This window comes from Rhizobium sp. NXC24 (genome assembly GCF_002944315.1).
In the GTDB taxonomy this organism is placed as follows: Bacteria; Pseudomonadota; Alphaproteobacteria; order Rhizobiales; family Rhizobiaceae; genus Rhizobium.
The window spans coordinates 238,692-257,079 of the sequence record NZ_CP024311.1; the positions used below are offsets into that span (position 1 = coordinate 238,692).

Annotated in this window: 21 protein-coding genes; 14 read left to right on the plus strand and 7 right to left on the minus strand. The window is 60.1% G+C overall.

Annotation, left to right across the window (positions count from 1 at the left end; genetic code table 11):
* The first annotated feature begins 160 nt into the window (after nucleotides 1-160).
* The 8 genes from NXC24_RS01175 to deoA all read left to right on the plus strand — a co-directional run bounded on the left by NXC24_RS01175 (nucleotide 161) and on the right by deoA (nucleotide 8,120).
* On the plus strand, nucleotides 161-1,156 hold the full coding sequence (locus NXC24_RS01175) for a BMP family ABC transporter substrate-binding protein (RefSeq protein WP_104821626.1): 996 nt from the start codon (nucleotides 161-163) through the stop codon (nucleotides 1,154-1,156).
* 79 nt (nucleotides 1,157-1,235) lie between these two features.
* Nucleotides 1,236-2,747, plus strand: coding sequence for an ABC transporter ATP-binding protein (locus tag NXC24_RS01180; RefSeq protein WP_104821627.1), 1,512 nt, complete (start codon nucleotides 1,236-1,238; stop codon nucleotides 2,745-2,747).
* 7 nt (nucleotides 2,748-2,754) lie between these two features.
* Nucleotides 2,755-3,858, plus strand: coding sequence for an ABC transporter permease (locus tag NXC24_RS01185; protein ID WP_104821628.1), 1,104 nt, complete (start codon nucleotides 2,755-2,757; stop codon nucleotides 3,856-3,858).
* A 10-nt stretch (nucleotides 3,859-3,868) separates the two neighbouring features.
* The gene (locus NXC24_RS01190) at nucleotides 3,869-4,840 is read left to right on the plus strand and encodes an ABC transporter permease (RefSeq protein WP_104821629.1); all 972 of its coding nucleotides are present in this window, start codon (nucleotides 3,869-3,871) and stop codon (nucleotides 4,838-4,840) included.
* 3 nt (nucleotides 4,841-4,843) lie between these two features.
* Nucleotides 4,844-5,236, plus strand: a complete 393-nt coding sequence (locus tag NXC24_RS01195) for a cytidine deaminase (RefSeq protein WP_104821630.1) — start codon at nucleotides 4,844-4,846, stop codon at nucleotides 5,234-5,236.
* Entirely contained in the window at nucleotides 5,233-6,039 is an 807-nt protein-coding gene (locus tag NXC24_RS01200; RefSeq protein WP_104821631.1) for a purine-nucleoside phosphorylase, read from the plus strand. Before NXC24_RS01195 ends, NXC24_RS01200 begins: the two co-directional genes overlap by 4 nt.
* Nucleotides 6,036-6,809 carry a deoxyribose-phosphate aldolase gene (deoC, locus tag NXC24_RS01205; protein WP_104821632.1) on the plus strand — a complete coding sequence of 258 codons (774 nt, stop codon included), beginning with the start codon at nucleotides 6,036-6,038 and terminating at the stop codon, nucleotides 6,807-6,809. The genes NXC24_RS01200 and deoC overlap by 4 nt, the downstream gene beginning before the upstream one ends.
* Before the next feature lie 3 nt (nucleotides 6,810-6,812).
* On the plus strand, nucleotides 6,813-8,120 hold the full coding sequence (gene deoA, locus NXC24_RS01210) for a thymidine phosphorylase (protein ID WP_104821633.1): 1,308 nt from the start codon (nucleotides 6,813-6,815) through the stop codon (nucleotides 8,118-8,120).
* Nucleotides 8,121-8,127: 7 nt separating this feature from the next.
* Here deoA and NXC24_RS01215 read toward each other — a convergent pair whose 3' ends face one another.
* The 7 genes from NXC24_RS01215 to NXC24_RS01245 all read right to left on the minus strand — a co-directional run bounded on the left by NXC24_RS01215 (nucleotide 8,128) and on the right by NXC24_RS01245 (nucleotide 13,660).
* Nucleotides 8,128-8,655: a TIGR02281 family clan AA aspartic protease gene (locus NXC24_RS01215; RefSeq protein WP_104824946.1), complete on the minus strand. Its 528-nt coding sequence runs from the start codon at nucleotides 8,653-8,655 to the stop codon at nucleotides 8,128-8,130.
* A gap of 148 nt (nucleotides 8,656-8,803) precedes the next feature.
* A complete protein-coding gene (upp, locus tag NXC24_RS01220) occupies nucleotides 8,804-9,433 on the minus strand; it encodes a uracil phosphoribosyltransferase (RefSeq protein ID WP_104821634.1) in 630 nt (209 codons plus the stop codon).
* A 122-nt stretch (nucleotides 9,434-9,555) separates the two neighbouring features.
* The gene (locus NXC24_RS01225) at nucleotides 9,556-10,524 is read right to left on the minus strand and encodes an adenosine deaminase (RefSeq protein WP_104821635.1); all 969 of its coding nucleotides are present in this window, start codon (nucleotides 10,522-10,524) and stop codon (nucleotides 9,556-9,558) included.
* Nucleotides 10,521-11,741: a phosphopentomutase gene (locus NXC24_RS01230; RefSeq protein ID WP_104821636.1), complete on the minus strand. Its 1,221-nt coding sequence runs from the start codon at nucleotides 11,739-11,741 to the stop codon at nucleotides 10,521-10,523. The genes NXC24_RS01225 and NXC24_RS01230 overlap by 4 nt, the downstream gene beginning before the upstream one ends.
* A gap of 135 nt (nucleotides 11,742-11,876) precedes the next feature.
* Nucleotides 11,877-12,455: a TadE/TadG family type IV pilus assembly protein gene (locus NXC24_RS01235; protein WP_104821637.1), complete on the minus strand. Its 579-nt coding sequence runs from the start codon at nucleotides 12,453-12,455 to the stop codon at nucleotides 11,877-11,879.
* 11 nt (nucleotides 12,456-12,466) lie between these two features.
* Nucleotides 12,467-13,084, minus strand: coding sequence for a TadE/TadG family type IV pilus assembly protein (locus tag NXC24_RS01240; RefSeq protein ID WP_104821638.1), 618 nt, complete (start codon nucleotides 13,082-13,084; stop codon nucleotides 12,467-12,469).
* Between the two features lie 159 nt (nucleotides 13,085-13,243).
* Nucleotides 13,244-13,660: a pilus assembly protein N-terminal domain-containing protein gene (locus tag NXC24_RS01245; RefSeq protein WP_104821639.1), complete on the minus strand. Its 417-nt coding sequence runs from the start codon at nucleotides 13,658-13,660 to the stop codon at nucleotides 13,244-13,246.
* A gap of 406 nt (nucleotides 13,661-14,066) precedes the next feature.
* On the opposite strand from NXC24_RS01245, the gene NXC24_RS01250 reads away from it, so the two are divergent.
* The 6 genes from NXC24_RS01250 (at nucleotide 14,067) to NXC24_RS01275 (ending at nucleotide 18,384) form a co-directional block, all read left to right on the plus strand.
* Nucleotides 14,067-14,249 (plus strand): Flp family type IVb pilin, encoded by a 183-nt coding sequence (locus NXC24_RS01250; protein WP_104821640.1) that lies wholly within the window; start codon nucleotides 14,067-14,069, stop codon nucleotides 14,247-14,249.
* Nucleotides 14,250-14,337: 88 nt separating this feature from the next.
* Complete coding sequence (locus tag NXC24_RS01255; protein ID WP_104821641.1) at nucleotides 14,338-14,520, plus strand: Flp family type IVb pilin; 183 nt, start codon at nucleotides 14,338-14,340, stop codon at nucleotides 14,518-14,520.
* Nucleotides 14,521-14,611: 91 nt separating this feature from the next.
* The gene (locus NXC24_RS01260; RefSeq protein WP_104821642.1) at nucleotides 14,612-15,124 is read left to right on the plus strand and encodes a prepilin peptidase; all 513 of its coding nucleotides are present in this window, start codon (nucleotides 14,612-14,614) and stop codon (nucleotides 15,122-15,124) included.
* 164 nt (nucleotides 15,125-15,288) lie between these two features.
* Nucleotides 15,289-16,101 (plus strand): Flp pilus assembly protein CpaB, encoded by an 813-nt coding sequence (gene cpaB, locus NXC24_RS01265; protein ID WP_104821643.1) that lies wholly within the window; start codon nucleotides 15,289-15,291, stop codon nucleotides 16,099-16,101.
* 14 nt (nucleotides 16,102-16,115) lie between these two features.
* Nucleotides 16,116-17,615: a type II and III secretion system protein family protein gene (locus NXC24_RS01270; RefSeq protein WP_104821644.1), complete on the plus strand. Its 1,500-nt coding sequence runs from the start codon at nucleotides 16,116-16,118 to the stop codon at nucleotides 17,613-17,615.
* A gap of 55 nt (nucleotides 17,616-17,670) precedes the next feature.
* Entirely contained in the window at nucleotides 17,671-18,384 is a 714-nt protein-coding gene (locus NXC24_RS01275; RefSeq protein ID WP_104821645.1) for a CpaD family pilus assembly protein, read from the plus strand.
* The last annotated feature ends 4 nt before the right edge of the window (nucleotides 18,385-18,388 follow it).

Here is an 18,388-nt window from a genome sequence, read left to right on the forward strand (position 1 = left end):
ACAAATCTTTACCAACTGAAAAATTTCTCGTGAATTTTTCCTGCAGCCATGCAAGGATGCGCCAGCTTGGCCTCGGGGGAGGCCGGCGGTTCCGCAGACATGTCCGGTCAACGGACTTGCGGGAGGACCCAACAAGATAGCAACAATAGGGCTGCAACTCATGAAAAAATCCCTTTTGACCCTTTTCGCCTTGGCTGCCATGTCGGCAACGGCGCTTGCGGCCGACATTAAGCCGGCGATCGTTTATGGCACCGGCGGCAAGTTCGACAAGTCCTTCAACGAAGCGGCCTATAACGGCGCCGAAAGGTTCAAGAAGGAAACCGGCGTCGCCTATCGCGACTTCGAGCCGACGGGCGACACCCAGGGCGAACAGGCGCTGCGCAACTTCGCCAGCAAGGGCTTCAATCCGGTTATCGCCGTCTCCTTCGCCTGGACGTCCGCTCTGCAGAAGGTTGCTGCCGAATATCCGAAGACCCAGTTCGTTCTGATCGACGACAGCCTCGACCTGCCGAACGTTCGTTCCGTCAAGTTCAAGGAAAATGAAGGTTCCTACCTCGCCGGCGTCATGGCTGCCATGGCTTCGAAGACCGGCAAGATCGGCTTCGTCGGCGGCATGGACATTCCGCTGATCCGCAAGTTCGAATGTGGTTATGAGCAGGGCGCCCGCGCCGCCAATCCGAAGATCGAAGTCTTCCAGAACATGACCGGCACGACCGGCGCTGCCTGGAACGACCCGGTTCGCGGCGGCGAGCTCACCAAGAACCAGATCGACCAGGGTGCTGACGTTGTTTACGCGGCTGCCGGCGCGACTGGCCTCGGCGTGCTGCAGACGGCTGCCGACAACAAGAAGCTTTCGGTCGGCGTCGACTCCAACCAGAACTACCTGCATCCGGGTTCGGTCCTGACTTCTGTCGTCAAGCGCGTCGACCTCGCCGTCTATAACGCCTTTACCGATGCCAAGAACGGCAAGTTCACGGCCGGCACGCAGGAACTCGGCCTCAAGGAAGAGGGCGTGGGCGCTGCCATGGACGACAACAACAAGCCGCTCGTCACGCCGGAAATGAAGGCCGCCGTCGACAAGGCAACCGCCGACATCATCTCCGGCACGATCAAGGTGCACGACTACACGACCGACAACGCCTGCCCGAAGAGCTGATATGAAATAAGGGCGTATGACGTATTCAAACGTCATACGCCCTTTTCTTATCCGGAAGCCTGATTTCTGGAGCTGCGTAGTGAGCCAAACGCCTGCCATCGAACTCGTGGGCATCGACAAGAAGTTCGGTGCCGTCCATGCCAACAAAGACATCAACCTGACCGTTTCCAAGGGCTCGATCCACGGAATCATCGGTGAGAACGGTGCCGGGAAGTCGACTCTGATGTCGATCATCTACGGCTTCTATCATGCCGACAGCGGCGAGATCCGCATCAACGGCAATCCCATCGCCATCCGCGACAGCCAGACGGCCATTGCCGCCGGCATCGGCATGGTGCACCAGCATTTCATGCTGGTCGATAATTTCACCGTGCTCGAGAACGTCATGCTCGGCGCCGAAGGCGGCGCTTTGTTGGCGAAGGGTGTCACGGCTGCCCGCGCCGAACTGAGGCGCCTGGAAACGGATTACGGCCTGGATGTCGATCCGGACGCCTTGATCGAGGAGCTTCCAGTCGGTCAGCAGCAGCGCGTCGAAATTTTGAAGGCCATGTATCGCGGCGCCGAGATCCTCATCTTGGACGAGCCGACCGGCGTTTTGACACCGGCCGAAGCCGACAATCTGTTCCGGATTCTCCGCGTGTTGCGCGATCAGGGCAAGACCATCATCCTCATCACCCATAAGCTGCGCGAAATCATGGCCATCACCGATACGGTGTCGGTCATGCGCCGCGGCGAAATGGTTGCCACGCGCAAGACGGCGGAAACCACCGTCGAAGAGCTCGCCGAGCTGATGGTCGGCCGTCGCGTGTTGCTGCGCGTCGAAAAAGGCTCTGCCCATCCCGGCGAGGTCGTGCTCTCCGTCCGCAATCTGACCGTCAAGGACGGCCGTGGCGTTACCATGGTCGACAATGTTTCCTTCGACGTCCGCGCCGGCGAGATCGTCGGCATCGCTGGCGTCGCCGGTAATGGTCAGTCGGAGCTATTGGAGGCGATCGCCGGCATCCGCAAGCCCGCCTCGGGCGAAATCCACCTGCACGGCGAGCCGATCGGCACCGCCGATCCCGCGGCCTTGCGTGAACTCGGCCTCGCCCATATTCCGGAAGACCGCCATCACATGGGCCTCGTCCTCAAGTTTGAGGAATATGAAAATTCCATGCTCGGCTACCACCGTGATGTGAAATACGGCAGGGCCGGCATGCTCGATCTCGACGCCATGCGCAAGGATGCGATTGAAAAGATCGAGAAATACGACATTCGCCCGCCAAACGCCCGGCTGAAGACCGCCAATTTCTCTGGCGGCAACCAGCAGAAGATCGTTGTCGCCCGCGAGATCGAGCGCGATCCGAAGGCTCTGCTGATCGGCCAGCCGACGCGCGGCGTCGACATCGGCGCCATCGAGTTCATCCATCGCCGCATCATCGAGATGCGCGATGCCGGCAAGGCGATCCTGCTGGTGTCGGTGGAGCTGGATGAAATCCGCGCCCTTTCGGACCGCATCCTCGTCATGTTCGCCGGCCACGTCGTCGGCGAAAAAACGGCTGACGCCGGTGAACAGACACTCGGCCTGATGATGGCCGGCATTGCCGCATGAGGCCTTGATGAGCACTGCATCCGTTCCGCTTCCCAATTGGATCAATTATGGCCTGATCCCGGTCCTCAACCTCGTTATCGCTTTCCTGATTTCCGGTCTCGTGGTCTGGTTCATCGGCGAAAGCCCGCTGGATGCGCTGAACCTGCTCTTGCAGGGCGCGCTCGGCAGCGGCGAGGGCATCGGCTTCACGCTGTTCTATGCCACGAGCTTCATTTTCACCGGCCTATCGGTGGCCGTCGCCATTCATGCGGGCCTGTTCAACATCGGCTCGGAAGGCCAGGCCTATGTCGGCGGCCTCGGCTGCGCGCTTGTGGCGCTGACGCTCGACAATTATGTGCCCTGGTATGTGACGATGCCTTTCGCGGTCATCGGCTCAGCCATTTTCGGCGCGCTTTGGGCTCTCATTCCCGCCTGGCTGCAGGCTAAGCGCGGCAGCCACGTGGTCATCACCACCATCATGTTCAACTTCATTGCCTCGGCGATGATGAATTTCATCCTGGTGCATGTGCTGATCGTACCCGGCAAGATGGCGCCGGAAACCCGTACCTTCCTCGCGGGCGGTCAGCTTCCGAAGTTGGACTGGCTGATGGGCATCTTCGGTTCGACGATCGGTGCGGCACCCCTCAACGTGTCCTTCCTGATCGCGCTGGTCATGTGCTTCCTCGTCTGGATGCTCGTCTGGCGCACCAAGCTCGGCTATGAAATGCGCACGCTCGGCCTCAGCCCAACGGCTGCCGTCTATGCCGGCATTCCGTATGCCCGCACGGTCATCATCGCGATGCTGCTCTCGGGCGGCTTGGCCGGCATGATGGCGCTCAATCCGGTGATGGGCGCTTCGGCCCGCCTGCAGGTCGAGTTCGTGCTTGGCGCCGGTTTCGTCGGCATCGCCGTATCCCTGATGGGCCGCAACCATCCGGTCGGCATCATCCTTGCGGCGATCCTGTTTGGGATTCTCTACCAGGGCGGCGATGCGCTTTCCTTCGACATGCCCAACATCACGCGCGACATGATCGTGGTTATCCAGGGCCTCGTCATCCTGTTCGCCGGCGCGCTCGAATATATGTTCCGGCCCGCGATGGTGCGCACCTATCAAAAATTAGCCAGGGCCTGAGGATCGGACGATGGAATATTATGATCTCCTCATCAGCATATTTGGCTCGACCATCCGCCTGTCGATTCCGCTGATCTTTACGGCCCTTGCCGGCCTGTTTTCCGAGCGCGCCGGCATTTTCGACATCGGTCTCGAAGGCAAGATGCTGGCGTCCGCGTTCGCCGCCGCCTGTGTCGCCTCCGTCTCCGGCTCGGCCTGGGCTGGTCTCGGCGCCGGCATCGTCATATCGGTCGCCCTCGGCCTCCTGCATGGCTTTGCCTCGATCACCAACCGCGGCAACCAGATCGTCTCGGGCGTTGCGATCAACTTCCTGACCGCCGGCCTGACCATCGTGCTCGGCCAAGCCTGGTTCGGCCAGGGTGGGCGCACGCCGACGCTGCCGGCCGAGGCGCGTTTCGCTTCGATCACCTTGCCGGGTGCCAACGCCATCCATGACGTGCCCTTCATCGGGCCGCTCTATGCCAACGTCATCTCAGGCAATAATATTCTCACCTATCTCGCCTTCCTTGCTGTGCCGATTTCCTGGTGGATCCTCTATCGCACCCGCTTTGGCCTGCGTCTGCGCGCCGTCGGCGAAAATCCGGGCGCCGTCGATACGGCCGGCATCTCCGTCGAGTGGCTACGGTATCGCTCGCTGATCGTCGCCGGCATTCTCTGCGGCTTCTCCGGCACCTATCTTGCCATCGCCCAATCGGCCGCCTTCATCAACAACATGTCTGCGGGCAAGGGCTATATCGCGCTCGCGGCGCTGATCTTCGCCAAATGGAAGCCGGTGCCGGTCATGTTCACCTGCCTGCTCTTCGGCTTCCTCGATGCTTTCGCCAACTTCATGCAGGGCAAGGCCGTGCCTGGCATCGGTGAAGTGCCGGTGCAGATTTTCCAGGCGCTGCCCTATATTCTGACCTGCATCCTGCTCGCAGGCTTCATCGGCGTCGCCAAACCGCCAAAGGCGGGCGGCGTGCCCTACACCAAGGAGCGCTGATCCATGTCGCATGATCTGTTTGAGGCCGCTCGCGGAGCGATGGCCTTTGCCCATGCCCCCTATTCGAAATTCCCTGTCGGTGCGGCCATCCGTGCCGAGGACGGCAAGGTCTATACCGGCGCCAATATCGAGAACCTCTCCTTCCCGCAGGGCTGGTGCGCCGAGCCGACCGCGATCAGCCATATGATCATGGCCGGTGCCAAGAAGATCGTCGAAATGGCCGTCATTGCCGAAAAGCTGCCGCTCTGCCCGCCCTGCGGCGGCTGCCGGCAGAAGATCGCCGAGTTCGCCAGCAAGGAAACCCGCATCTATCTCTGCGACGAAACCGGCGTGAAGAAGACCATGACCATGGACGAGATGCTGCCCTTCAGCTTCGAAACCGAGATACTCGGATGAGCGCCGCCGTCGACCTCCTGGCCGTAAAGCTCGGTGATCTCCAGCCGCGCTACGGCATCGTCCTTGGCTCCGGCCTTGGTTCCCTGGTCGATCAGGTGAGGGATGCCGTGCGCATTCCCTATGCCGATCTCCCCGATTTCCCCGTCAGTGCCGTCTCCGGTCATGCCGGCACGTTAGTCGCCGGTTATCTCGGTGACGTGCCGGTTATCATGCTGTCCGGCCGGGTGCATTATTATGAAAAGGGCGACGCCAACGCCATGCGCGTGCCGATCGAGACGCTGAAGGCTCTCGGCGTCGAGACGCTGATCCTCACCAATTCGGCCGGATCGCTGCGCGAGGAAATGCCGCCGGGATCGGTGATGCAGATCACCGACCACATCAATTATTCCGGCATGAACCCGTTGATCGGCGAGGAAAGCGACAAGCGCTTCGTCGGCATGACCAGTGCCTATGATACCGACCTTATCATGCGCATGCGCAAGGCGGCGGAAAAGGCCGAGGTCAAGCTGTCGCACGGCGTCTATATGTGGTTCTCGGGCCCGAGCTTCGAAACCCCGGCGGAAATCCGCATGGCGCGCATTCTGGGTGCCGATGCTGTCGGCATGTCGACGGTGCCGGAAGTTATTCTTGCGCGACTTTTCGGCCTGAGGGTTGCAGCCGCCTCCGTCATTACTAATTATGGGGCTGGCATGACCGGCGCCGAGCTTACGCATGAAGAGACGAAGGACATGGCCCCGGTCGGCGGCGCTCGCCTTGCCGCCATCTTGAAGGAAATGATTGCGGACGGAGGAAACGAACAATGACGAGCCATTCCCTTAGAGAAACGGCGGCCGTTGCGCTTTCCCTTCTCGATCTCACCAACCTGAAGGACGACTGCACGCCGGCGCAGATCGAGACGCTCTGCGCGCGCGCCCAGTCACCCTATGGCCACACCGCCGCCATCTGCATCTGGCCGCGTTTCGTCGCCCAGGCACGCGGCATTCTCGGAACCGACCATGCGGTGCGGATCGCGACCGTGGTGAATTTCCCGGCCGGCGATATGGAAGTGGCTGATGTCGCCGCCGAAGCACGCGAGGCGATCGCCGATGGCGCCGACGAGATCGATCTCGTCATCCCCTATCGCGCGCTGCTGGCCGGCAACGAGCAGGCCGTTACCGACATGGTGGCCGCCGTCAGAGCCGAGTGCAAGGGACCGGTGCTCTTAAAGACCATCCTCGAAACCGGCGAACTCAAGGACGTGGCGCTGATCCGACGCGCCTCCGAACTGGCGATCGAGGCGGGTTCCGATTTCATCAAGACCTCGACCGGCAAGGTCGCCGTCAATGCGACGCTCGAGGCTGCCGACATCATGCTGCGGGCGATCCGCCAGAGTGGCCGCAAGGTTGGTTTCAAGCCGGCTGGCGGCATCGGCTCTGTCGCCGATGCGGCGCTCTATCTGAGCCTTGCCGAGACCATTATGGCGCCGGATTGGGCGATGCCCTCGACTTTCCGTTTCGGCGCGTCGAGCCTGCTCGACGATATCCTCAACGTGCTCGGCGGCGGGCAGTCGAGCGCGGCAGCATCCGGATACTGAGCCATGATCCCGCAGGAAATCATCCGGCGGAAGCGGGATGGCGGCACGCTTCACGTCACCGATATCGACGCCTTCATCGCGGCCCTTGCGCGGGATGAGTTGGCCGAAAGCCAGATCGGCGCCTTCGCCATGGCCGTCTGGTACAGCGGCATGACGCGCGAAGAGACCGTGGCGCTGACCTTGGCCATGGCTCGCTCCGGCGATATGCTCTCTTGGTCCGGCATCGACAGGCCGATCGCCGACAAACATTCGACCGGCGGCATCGGCGACAATGTCTCGTTGATGCTGGCACCGATCGCCGCGGCGTGCGGCCTTGCCGTGCCGATGATTTCCGGCCGCGGTCTCGGGCACACCGGCGGCACCCTGGACAAGCTGGAATCGATCCCCGGCTATGGCATCACCCCGCATGCCGCCCATTTCCGCAAGGTGGTGGATGAGGTGGGTTGCGCCATCATCGGCCAGACTGGAGCCTTGGCGCCCGCCGACGGCAAGCTCTATGCCGTGCGCGATGTCACGTCCACGGTCGATTCCGTGCCGCTGATCACCGCTTCGATCCTGTCGAAGAAGCTGGCCGCCGGCCTCGAGACGCTGGTGCTCGACGTCAAGATCGGCAATGGCGCCTTCATGACCTCTCTGGAAGAGGCCGAGACGCTGGCCCGATCGCTGGTAGAGGTGGCGAATGGCGCCGGGGTCAAAACCTCCGCTTTGATCACCGACATGAACCAGCCGCTCGCCGATGCCGCCGGCAATGTCGTCGAACTCCGCAATTGCCTGGATTTCCTGAAGGGTGGCAAGGCGGGCACGCGGCTCGAAACGGTCGTGCTGACCTTCGCCGCCGAGATGTTGACGCAGGCTGGGATCGCGAAGACATTGGTTGAGGCTGAGGCGAAAGCGCGCGAAGCGCTCTCTTCCGGCAAGGCGGCCGAGCTGTTCGCCCGCATGGTCCACGCTCTCGGCGGCCCTGCCGATCTGCTGGATCATCCGGACAAATACCTAGTTGCGGCGTCCGTGCAGAAGCCTGTTCTTGCATCTTCGGACGGTTGGCTTGCAGCCTGCGACGCCCGCGCCATCGGCATGAGCGTCATCGATCTCGGCGGCGGCCGCCGTCATCCGCAGGACAAGATCGACCATCGCGTCGGCTTCAGCGATATCCTGCCGCTCGGAACAAGGGTCAGCAAAGGCGATCGCATCGCAACCGTTCATGCGGCCGACGAGGCGAGCGCCGAAAGGGCCGCAGGCGATCTGGCTGCGAACTACCGGATCGGCGATGCCGCACCCGTTCTGCCGTCGGTGATCGTTACCCGGATTTGACCGGTAATTATTGCGTCAGCCGCAACGAGCCGTTTTCGGCACTATAGGAATTGAGCTTTTTGAGGAAGCTCATGCCGATCAACGTTGTGCTCAATGCGCCGTCTTTCGCGACCACGGCGTCGACATCGCGGACCTTGATCGTGCCGATTTCAAGACGGTCGAGTTTGACGAGAGCCACCTTGGATGGGCCGTTGGCCGTCTGCGTGGTGTAGCGATAATCGAGATCGTTGCCGCTGATGCCGAGGCGGCGTGCGGTGCTCTCATTGATTGCCACATAGGTCGCGCCCGTATCGATCATGCCATGCACCGGCCGGCCGTTGATCTTGAAATCGCCTTCGTAGTGGCCGCCCGCACCCGCCTGCAACAACACGCTTCCAAATGCCGCCGCCGTCGTCGCGACCGGCTGCTGCGCAACGGCAACCTTAACCGCAGGCGTCGATCTTTCGCTGCTTGCCATTTGCGTGCCCAGCAACGCAGGAACCTGGGTAGCAGCGGCGGCGACGATACCGGCAATGACAAGAACGCGAGCGAGCATCGGCGAGATCCTTCCCATGGGCTTTTCCATATCAAGCCCATTGATCCCTACGTTTAATATAGCTTCGCTGACAGGCCGCTAAACAGATCAATAAAAAGCCCGGCAGTTGGGGGGCTGCCGGGCAAAAAAGCTAATCTAGCTTCAGGATTTACTTCGTGCCGTACATGCGGTCGCCGGCGTCGCCGAGGCCGGGGACGATATAACCCTTTTCATTGAGATGGCTGTCGATTGCCGCGGTAAAGACCGGTACGTCCGGATGCGCCTTGCGGAAATTGGCAATGCCTTCCGGAGCCGCCAGCAGGCAGAGGAAGCGGATATTATGGGCGCCGCGTTCCTTCAGCTTGTCGATTGCCGCGATCGAGGAATTGCCCGTTGCCAGCATCGGGTCGACGACGATGATCAGGCGCTCGGAAATATCTTCCGGCGCCTTGAAGTAATATTCGACCGGCTGCAGCGTTTCGTGATCGCGGTAGACGCCGATATGCGAGACGCGGGCCGAGGGCACGAGGTCGAGCATGCCTTCCAGCAGGCCATTGCCGGCGCGCAGGATCGAGGCGAAGACCAGTTTCTTGCCTTCGAGGATCGGCGCGTCCATCGGTTGCAGCGGCGTCTCGATCGTCTCGATCGTCAGTTCGAGGTCGCGCGTCACTTCATAGCAAAGCAGCGTCGAAATCTCGCGCAGAAGCCGGCGAAAGCTTCCCGTCGACGTCTCTTTCTTGCGCATGATGGTCAATTTATGCTGCACGAGCGGGTGATCGATGACAGTAACGCCGTCCATGATTTCAGCCTTCCAATAATTCCGCGATATCTGATGTTTCTTTCACGGAAATCGTCTGTGGTGCAAGAAAATAGGCCGCATTTTGGAACGTCATCCCCAGTCGGCGACCTAAAACGATGTGGTCATATCCTCGCTAACAGCGTCGCCCGCGTTGCGTCGTCCACGAACGCGGCTTCGACTGCCGTTCGAGTCATGGCATTGATCTCGTCGTCGCTGAAGCCGAAGGCGGCGGACGCCAGCTCGTATTCGCGCTTCAGGGAGGTGTGGAAGAAGGGCGGGTCGTCGGAATTAATCGTCACGCGCACGCCCGCGTCACGAAGCTTGCGCAGCGGGTGCGACGGGAAGTCGGGAAAGACATTCAGCGCGACGTTCGAGCCGGGGCAGACTTCCAGCACCGTGCCGAGATCGGCGAGGCGCTTGACGAGGTCGGCATCTTCGATGGCGCGCACGCCATGGCCGATGCGCGACGGACGGACCAGCTCGACCGCATCGGCGACGCTGAAGGCGCCGCAGACTTCGCCGGCATGGATCGTGAGGCCGAGGCCGGCTTCGCGGGCAATGTCGAAGGCGCGCGCATAATCGGCAACCCGGCCCATGCGCTCTTCGCCGGCCATGTTGAAACCCGTGATCAACGGGTTATCGCTCTTGGCGGCATATTCGGCGGCCTTGATGACGCGCTCCGGTCCGAAGTGACGTTCGCCGGTGACGAGCAGCCGGGCGACGATGCCGCTCTTTTCCTGCGCTGCACGAATGCCGGCCGAAACGCCGGCCATATAGGCATCGGCCCCGAGGCCGATCCGGTCGCCATGGTCGGGCGAGACGATCAGTTCGCTGTAGATCGTGCCGATGCCCGCAAGCTCTTCGAGATAGGTCTCGGTCAACAGCGCATAGTCTTCCTCGGTGCGGTAGACTTCGGAAACCTTGTCGTAGCAGACGAGGAATTCGGTAAAATCCTTCCAAAGATAGATACCGTCATGCATGAAGGCACTGGTGTCGACATTATATTTCCGTGCCTGTGCCAACGTCAGCGCCGGAGGAGCAGCGCCTTCGAGATGGCAATGCAGCTCGACCTTTTTCAAATGCGATGTCACAGAAAACTCCTTCCATGCGGCCCTGCCGCAATTCCCAAATGGCGTGCAACGGTTTCACCAATATCGGCATAGGTCTGGCGGACGCCGATCGAGCGCGAGCGGATGCCAGGCCCGTAGGCGATAACCGGCACACGCTCGCGCGTATGGTCGGTGCCGCGCCAGGTCGGATCGCAGCCGTGATCGGCTGTCAGGATGACGAGATCGCCAGGCTTCAGCTTCTCGTGCACCTCCGGCAGCCTTGCGTCGAAGGCTTCGAGCGCGGCCGCATAGCCGGCCACGTCGCGGCGATGGCCATAGACCATGTCGAAATCGACGAAATTCGTAAAGACGAGGTCGCCATCGCCGGCCTCGTCCATCGTCCTTAGCGTCGCATCCATCAGCTTCATGTTGCCGTTGGCCTTGATGATGCGGGAGACGCCTTGATGGGCAAAGATATCGCCGATCTTGCCGACCGCATGCACGGTGCGTTCGGCCTTGACCAGTCGGTCGAGCAGGGTCGGCTCCGGCGGCAACACGGAGAAGTCGCGACGGTTGCCGGTACGCTCGAATGTCGCCTGCGTCTCGCCGACGAACGGGCGGGCGATAACGCGGCCGATATTATAAGGATCAAGCAGGGTGCGGACGATCTGGCAGAGGGCGGTCAGCCGTTCGAGGCCGAAATGGCGCTCATGCGCGGCAATCTGGAAGACGGAGTCTGACGAGGTGTAGCAGATCGGCTTGCCGCTACGGATATGCTCTTCGCCATATTTGGCGATGATCTCGGTGCCAGATGCATGGCAGTTGCCGAGAATGCCGGGGAGATCGGCGGCCTCGCAGATGGCATCGACCAGCTCCGGCGGAAATGCGTCGCCCTCGGTGGAAAAATAGCCCCAGTCGAACATGACGGGTGTGCCGGCGATTTCCCAATGGCCGGATGGCGTGTCCTTGCCGCGCGACACTTCGTTGGCGCAGCCGTAGAGACCAAAGAGCTTTTCCGGCTGCGGCATGCCGGCCGGATAGCTGCCTGTTGCCGCCTTGGCGATCTCCAGCAAGCCGAGACCCGACATGTTCGGCAGCGACAAGGGGCCGGAACGCAGGCCGTCGCGGTCGGCGGCACCCGCCGCGCAGAACTCGGCGATATGGCCGAGCGTATCGGCGCCCTCGTCGCCATAGGTGGCCGCATCCGGGCTGCCGCCGACACCGAAGGAATCAAGAACGAAGAGAAAGGCGCGCGCCATGGTCCACCCGATAGGATTGCTCAATGCGCGACGTCCAGCGTCAGGCGCATTGGACGTCACCCATATAACGGCGACGTCAACTTGGCAATTTCCTGTTCAGGTGGGAAATATTGCAGGGATTTACAACAATTCTGCTCAGCAATCGCTGCAGGTGACCGTACTGTCGGTCCGTGGACGATAGAAATACTCGCGGCTGATGGTGATCTGGCTGCTGCCGGCGGGCAGGAAATCCGAGCCGAAACTGATGAGCTGATACGGAATGGCAAGCTCGGTGCGCACCAGAAATGTGCTCGCCTGATTGATGTCGCTGGGGACGGTGGCGGTGCCACCGGTCGCGTAGGGCTTGCTGCCATCCTGCGCCCAGGACCAGGCAACGGTGGCATTACTGCTGGCATCGAGCTGAATACCGGTGATTTTCAGGGTCAGGCCGGTCGAGTCGTAGGGTGCGAAAATAGCGTTTGCAACCGAAGGCATGGTGGCGAGCACCGTCTTACTGACGCTGGATTGCTGCGTCACGATATCGGCAATGGATCCGGCCGACCGGCTGGCGCGCTTTTCGACGCTGAGCGCAATGGTAAGTTCGAAGGCGCCGAGATAGAGCATCAGCAGCACCGGAAAGAGAATGGCAAATTCGATCGCGCCGATGCCCCGCTCGTCGCGGGTAAAGCGCCGCAAAAGGGCGCAAAACCTAACCGTTAGCTCCTTTCGTGCCATCGCCACCCTCCTCACGGATAATTCTCGTTTTGGAAGGCGGCCGTTGCGACGATAAGGTAGGTCGTCGGCATCGAACCGTCTGACGGCCGTATCGTGGTGAGATAAGGCCGCAGCAGATCGGTCATTATCTGCCAGCGATAGTAGGCGCGCACCATATTCATAGACTTGGCGCCGCCGGGAGCGAATTTGAAGCCCGTTGTGTCGAGGTCGGAATAGGGATCGGACGACACGCGTGGGATGGTGGTCGGCATGGCTGCAAAGCTCGTGTAGCTTTCCACGTCGAGATAGAGATTGGTCGGCGTCGTCAGTTCGGTTGCCGAGCATGCGATGATCACGGAAATTTCGTTGCAGAAAGCCTGACGGAACGGTTGTGCACCCGTGGCGGCGGTGATCTGCCCGGTCCTGATCTCGCGCGACACGGTATCGACGGCATTGGAAACGACCTGTTCGGCGATGAAGGCGACGAAGGTTTCCAGAATTGCGAAGATGATCAGGAAATAGGGGATCGCGAGAAGGGCGAATTCGATGGCGGCAGCGCCGTCGCGAGAACGCACGAATGCGCGCAAGCGTCCGCCTGCCCGCTTCTGCGCAAAAGTCTTGCCCCCAAGTATATCGTCCTCTGGCATCATACCGGAATCCGCACGTTTTAAGTGGGGTTAAGACTAGAGCCGCTTTCTTGATAATCCGTTTCTCATCTCTCTTCATATTGAAGAAATGTTTGGATTGTTTAAGAAAGACGAGTCTTATTTAATATAGTTGAATACAGAGAAGGAACGGAGATGCCGCCATTATTGGGTAGCGGCTGCGGCGGTGCTGTTCTGTTGGGCATGCTGCTCGCAGTTGGGCGTGCAGGAAAGCACCGAGCGGTCGGTCTGGCGGTAGACGCGGACTGTGTTGCCCTCGTCGATCGATACGAGGATACGCTCATCGACGATTGCGTTGCCGTCGGAATCGAGCAGGACGATGTTCGTGGTGCCGAAACTGCGGCCGGTAAGCACGATGGTCTTCGGATCGGCAACGGTCGCGTCCGCCACTTGCGAATTGCCGACGATGACCTTGCTGACGGGACGATCGAGCTTCAATACGCGTGCATGATCCATATAGACGCGCAGCATGCCGTTATCCGCGGCGTGGGAAAACTGCGGCATCAGCCCCACTGTTGCGGCGACGCAGGCAAAGAATGCAATTTTGCCGCGGGTTGGCATGGGTCTGGCCTCGTGAAGCTGATGACGGAAACAATTACCAAATAGAATGAGAAAGAATGGTGAATGAACAATTAAGGGGAAGGCTATTCGTTCAGTTCCGATGCAAGTCGTGCTCTTCTGCTTCCATTTTGGGATTTCCCTACGGGAGTTGCAATATATTGGAACAATTCCCATTGATTGCTAATATATCAGCTCCTAATCATTACGAAGAGGCTGAAGATTTTCTCTAAAAATGCTTGGAAAGACATGAATTGACGTTAACTAGTCTATTTGCGTTTTAGTTTTTCCGATCTGTTAACCCACTTCCTTAAAGCGATGGAAACGGCCAGCCGCTACCGTTCTGCTCATCCGATCAACGGCAAACAGTTGGCGGACGTGCTGTCAACAAAGTGAGTGGAGTGAACCTATGACCAAGCTTTTTTCCCGTTTCCTGAAAGACGAATCCGGTGCGACCGCAATTGAATACGGCCTGATTGCCGCGCTGATCTCCGTCGCTATCATTACTGGCGCAACGACCCTGGGCAACACGCTCAGCACCGTGTTCAATAATATTTCCACCAAAATGAACGCTGCTTCTACCGCACACTAATTGATTGCGGCGTCTCGGCGGCATGTTTGGATCGAAAACGGCACAGTTGGCTGGCGTGCAGCCAACAAAGTGAGCGGAGAGCTACCTCATGACTAAACTTTTTTCGCGTTTTCTGAAAGACGAATCCGGTGCGACAGCAATTGAGTACGGCCTCATCGCAGCGCTGATCTCCGTCGCCATCATTGCCGGCGCAACCACACTGGGCAACACGCTCAGCACCACGTTCAACGGCATTTCCGACAAGATGAACGCTGCTTCTACTGCGCATTAATCGTGCGGAAGTATAATGATGTAAGATATTCGGAAACCGCTCCCTATAGTGAGCGGTTTTTGACTTTTATAGGTTAAGCTGGGGATATCAAATGCTTGAAGCTGCAACATTGCTGATCTTCCCGCTCTGCCTCGCGGTCGCGGCCTTTTCCGACCTGTTTACGATGACGATCCCGAACCGGGTTTCGCTCGTCCTGCTCGGTTCCTTCATCGTACTTGCGCCCTTGCTCAGTCTGACATGGCCCGACATCGGCATGCATTTTGCCGGCGCGGCCATCGTGTTCAGCGTCTGCTTCGCGCTTTTTGCCCTCAACGTGATGGGCGGTGGCGACGCCAAGCTGCTGGCGGCGTCCGCACTCTGGTTTGGCTACGATCCGTCGCTTCTCGCCTTCCTCGTCTATGTTGCCCTCATCGGCGGCGCGGTGACGCTTTTTATCCTCGTGATCCGCTCGCATTCGAGCGCCATCATGGCCATGGGCTTGCCACTGCCGAACTCGCTGCTGATTGCCAAGAAGATCCCTTATGGCATTGCCATCGCTATCGGCGGCTTCCTGGCTTTTCCCTCGTCGCCTATGGTCGCGGCGGCGACATATCATATTATCTAAATTAGATCTTTCTAAGAATTAATGATGTATTGCGCAACGCTATATTCTGCGTGCCTTTAATAGTTATGCTTAATTGATTGTAAATGTAATATACCATTAACCATAATTACACCAATTGCGGAGCATTCTGCGGGGCGAAGAGTCGTATTCCCCAAGGAATGATCATGAAACCCGCTCGCTTAATGATACTCGCGGTGGCAGTTGTCGCGGCAGGGCTTGCCGGATTGCTGGCGATGCGTCTGGCCGGCACGCGCAACGTCGTGCCGCAGGTCGAAGCGGTGATAGAGAAGGAGGCGACGGCCAATGTGCTCGTCGCCGACGCCAATCTTCCGGTCGGCTCGCGCCTGAATGAGAAGTCGATCCACTGGATGGCCTGGCCGCAAAGCGGCCTGGTCAAGGGTTTCATTACCGAATCCGAGCGCCCCGATGCCCTGAAAGACCTGAACGGCGCAGTCGTGCGTCTGCCGATCTTTGAAGGCGAACCGATCCGCGAAGAGAAGGTCGCCGATTCCAACAGCCACATTCTCTCCTCGCTGCTGCCCTCCGGCAAACGTGCGGTCGCCACCGAGATTTCCGTCGCCACCGGTGCCGGCGGCTTCATTCTCCCCAATGACCGGGTCGACGTGATCATGGTGCGCAAGGGCGATACCCAGAAATTCGTAACCGAGACGGTGCTCAGCAATGTCCGCGTGCTCGCCGTCGATCAGCAGGTCGAGGAAAAGCAGGATGGCAGCAAGTCCGTGGTTGGCACGACCGCAACGCTTGAGCTGACGCCGGATCAGACCAAGGTGCTTGCGGTCGCCCAGCAGATGGCCGACCGGCTGACACTGGCGCTGCGCTCCGTCGCCGACGCGCAGCAGCCGGATACGATCGCCGCCGATTACCTGCTGAGCGGAGATAACGGCGGTGCCGTCGTCCAAGTTATCAAATCAGGCTCGATCATCGCCAACGGCACAGCCGCAGCCAAGACGCCATGAGAAGGGGCGGGACCATGTTCAAGACCAGCAAACCGATCCACCTCCTCTCGATTGCGGCTCTCTCCTTTTCGGTCGCTTTCTCCGGCCTGCCTTTCGCCGCAGCGCCGGCCTTTCTGCGCATGTCGACGGCCAAGGCCGACGGTTCCGACAGCATCGTTACCATTGCAGGCCTCGGCACCAAGCGCACGCTGAAGCTCGGCCTCAACAAGGCGCTGGTGGTCGATTTGCCGGCAGACGCCCATGATATTCTCGTTTCCGATCCGAAGATGGCCGATGCCGTGACGCGTACCTCGCGCCGCATCTATCTCTTCGGCAAGACGGTCGGCCAGACCAATATCTTCGTCTTCGGTGCCGACGGGAAGGAGATCGTCAGCCTCGACCTCCAGATCGAGCGCGATATTTCCAGCCTTCAGTCCAATATCAAGCGCTTCGTTCCGGACTCCGACATTAATGTCGAGATCGTCTCCGACAACATTGTCATGACCGGTACGGTGCGTACGCCGCAGGATTCGACGCGCGCCGAACAGCTTGCCGAGGCTTTCCTCAAGGGCGGCGAGGCGACGACGCGCAATGAAACCGCAAGCGCTAGCGGCGGCGACAATTCCGTCGCCCTCTTTGCCGAAGCACGCCAGACGTCACAGATCGTCAACCTTCTGCAGATCGAGGGCGAGGATCAGGTGACGCTGAAGGTCACCGTCGCCGAGATCAAGCGCAGCGTGCTGAAGCAAATCGGCTTCGACAATCTCGTCAGCAATTCCTCAGGCCTGACTGTCGCTCAACTCGGCAGTATCACCAGTGACACGACCGCGGCCGCGGGCGGTGGCGGTATCGCCGCCCTATTCAAGAGCGCGATCGGCAAATACAATATCAGCACCTATCTCAGTGCCATGGAGCAGGCCGGCGCGGTACGTACATTGGCGGAACCGACATTGACGGCAATCTCCGGTCAGGCCGCGACCTTCAATTCCGGCGGTCAGCAGCTCTACTCCACGACCGATAGCGACGGCAACGTCACGATTACGCCCTTTACCTACGGCGTAAGCTTGGCCTTCACGCCTGTGGTTCTCTCTGCAGGGCGCATCAGCTTGCATATCCAGACTGAGGTGTCCAACCCGGTCGGCACATCGGGAACCGCGACGTATAACCAGCGTGCGGCCGATACCTCGGTCGAATTGCCCTCCGGCGGCTCCATTGCGCTGGCGGGCCTCCTCAGTGACAGCGTCCAGCAGACCACCAACGGCACGCCGGGCGCCTCGAAGATCCCGATCCTCGGCGCACTCTTCCGCCAAAAGAGCTTTGAACGCGACGAAAGCGAACTGGTGATCATCGCGACACCCTATCTGGTGCGGCCGGTGGCGCGGGCTCAACTCGCTCGCCCTGACGACAATTTTTCACCGAGCAACGATGTCTCTGCCTTCTTCATGAACCGTGTCAACAAGATCTACGGGCATAAGGACGGGCCGCCGGTTGCGGATGCCGATTTCCACGGCACGGTCGGCTTTATCTACAAGTGAGGGGAGACGGACAATGACGCACCCCTTTTCAACCGGAACAACGAGAGACCAAAAGATGGCCAGCCTCGATCGCAATGCGCCCCGTATCGCCAGGCCGCGATTTTCAGCCCTGGCTCTGATCATGATGGCTGCGGCTGTCAGCGGATGTGCGGGATCGCCGGATCGCATGACGACCAGCGCCCTTTCCGATGACTATCGTCAGCGTCATCCTATCGTGCTGACCGAAAAGGAACATCACGTCGACATCCCCGTCATTGCCGGCGATCGCCGTATTACGACCGGCGCCCGCGACACGGTTCGCGGTTTCGTGCAGGATTATAAGGCTCACGCTTCCGGCACTGTCGAAATCCTGGCGCCCGGCAGTTCGGCCAACTCGCCTGGGGTTTCCGCGCTTCGCCGGCAGATCCGGCAAGAACTTGTCGCAAGCGGCATTCCGTCAGCGCGTATCGTCGACAATTATTATCAATCCGGCGGCCCCGGTGATGCCGCGCCGATCCGCCTTAGTTTCATGGCAACGACGGCGACCACCAATTCCTGCGGCCAATGGCCGGAAGATCTGTCCGATAACGCCTTCGACAATCAGAACTACTACAATTTCGGCTGCGCGACCCAGAACAACCTCGCAGCGCAAGTGGCAAACCCGACCGACCTCGTCGCGCCGCGCGCCATGTCGCCGATCGATACCGACCAACGCAGCAAGGTGATCGACAATTACCGCAGCGGCAACGTCCCGACGAGCACGGCCACGATCAGCGGCTTCGGCTCGTGAGCAT

Coding starts and splice junctions, on each gene's coding strand:
- NXC24_RS01175 (WP_104821626.1), top strand. CDS start 161: ATGAAAAAATCCCTTTTGACCCTTTTCGCCTTGGCTGCCATGTCGGCA.
- NXC24_RS01185 (WP_104821628.1), top strand. CDS start 2,755: ATGAGCACTGCATCCGTTCCGCTTCCCAATTGGATCAATTATGGCCTG.
- NXC24_RS01190 (WP_104821629.1), top strand. CDS start 3,869: ATGGAATATTATGATCTCCTCATCAGCATATTTGGCTCGACCATCCGC.
- NXC24_RS01195 (WP_104821630.1), top strand. CDS start 4,844: ATGTCGCATGATCTGTTTGAGGCCGCTCGCGGAGCGATGGCCTTTGCC.
- NXC24_RS01200 (WP_104821631.1), top strand. CDS start 5,233: ATGAGCGCCGCCGTCGACCTCCTGGCCGTAAAGCTCGGTGATCTCCAG.
- deoC (WP_104821632.1), top strand. CDS start 6,036: ATGACGAGCCATTCCCTTAGAGAAACGGCGGCCGTTGCGCTTTCCCTT.
- deoA (WP_104821633.1), top strand. CDS start 6,813: ATGATCCCGCAGGAAATCATCCGGCGGAAGCGGGATGGCGGCACGCTT.
- NXC24_RS01215 (WP_104824946.1), bottom strand. CDS start 8,655: ATGCTCGCTCGCGTTCTTGTCATTGCCGGTATCGTCGCCGCCGCTGCT.
- upp (WP_104821634.1), bottom strand. CDS start 9,433: ATGGACGGCGTTACTGTCATCGATCACCCGCTCGTGCAGCATAAATTG.
- NXC24_RS01230 (WP_104821636.1), bottom strand. CDS start 11,741: ATGGCGCGCGCCTTTCTCTTCGTTCTTGATTCCTTCGGTGTCGGCGGC.
- NXC24_RS01235 (WP_104821637.1), bottom strand. CDS start 12,455: ATGGCACGAAAGGAGCTAACGGTTAGGTTTTGCGCCCTTTTGCGGCGC.
- NXC24_RS01240 (WP_104821638.1), bottom strand. CDS start 13,084: ATGATGCCAGAGGACGATATACTTGGGGGCAAGACTTTTGCGCAGAAG.
- NXC24_RS01245 (WP_104821639.1), bottom strand. CDS start 13,660: ATGCCAACCCGCGGCAAAATTGCATTCTTTGCCTGCGTCGCCGCAACA.
- NXC24_RS01250 (WP_104821640.1), top strand. CDS start 14,067: ATGACCAAGCTTTTTTCCCGTTTCCTGAAAGACGAATCCGGTGCGACC.
- NXC24_RS01255 (WP_104821641.1), top strand. CDS start 14,338: ATGACTAAACTTTTTTCGCGTTTTCTGAAAGACGAATCCGGTGCGACA.
- NXC24_RS01260 (WP_104821642.1), top strand. CDS start 14,612: ATGCTTGAAGCTGCAACATTGCTGATCTTCCCGCTCTGCCTCGCGGTC.
- cpaB (WP_104821643.1), top strand. CDS start 15,289: ATGAAACCCGCTCGCTTAATGATACTCGCGGTGGCAGTTGTCGCGGCA.
- NXC24_RS01270 (WP_104821644.1), top strand. CDS start 16,116: ATGTTCAAGACCAGCAAACCGATCCACCTCCTCTCGATTGCGGCTCTC.
- NXC24_RS01275 (WP_104821645.1), top strand. CDS start 17,671: ATGGCCAGCCTCGATCGCAATGCGCCCCGTATCGCCAGGCCGCGATTT.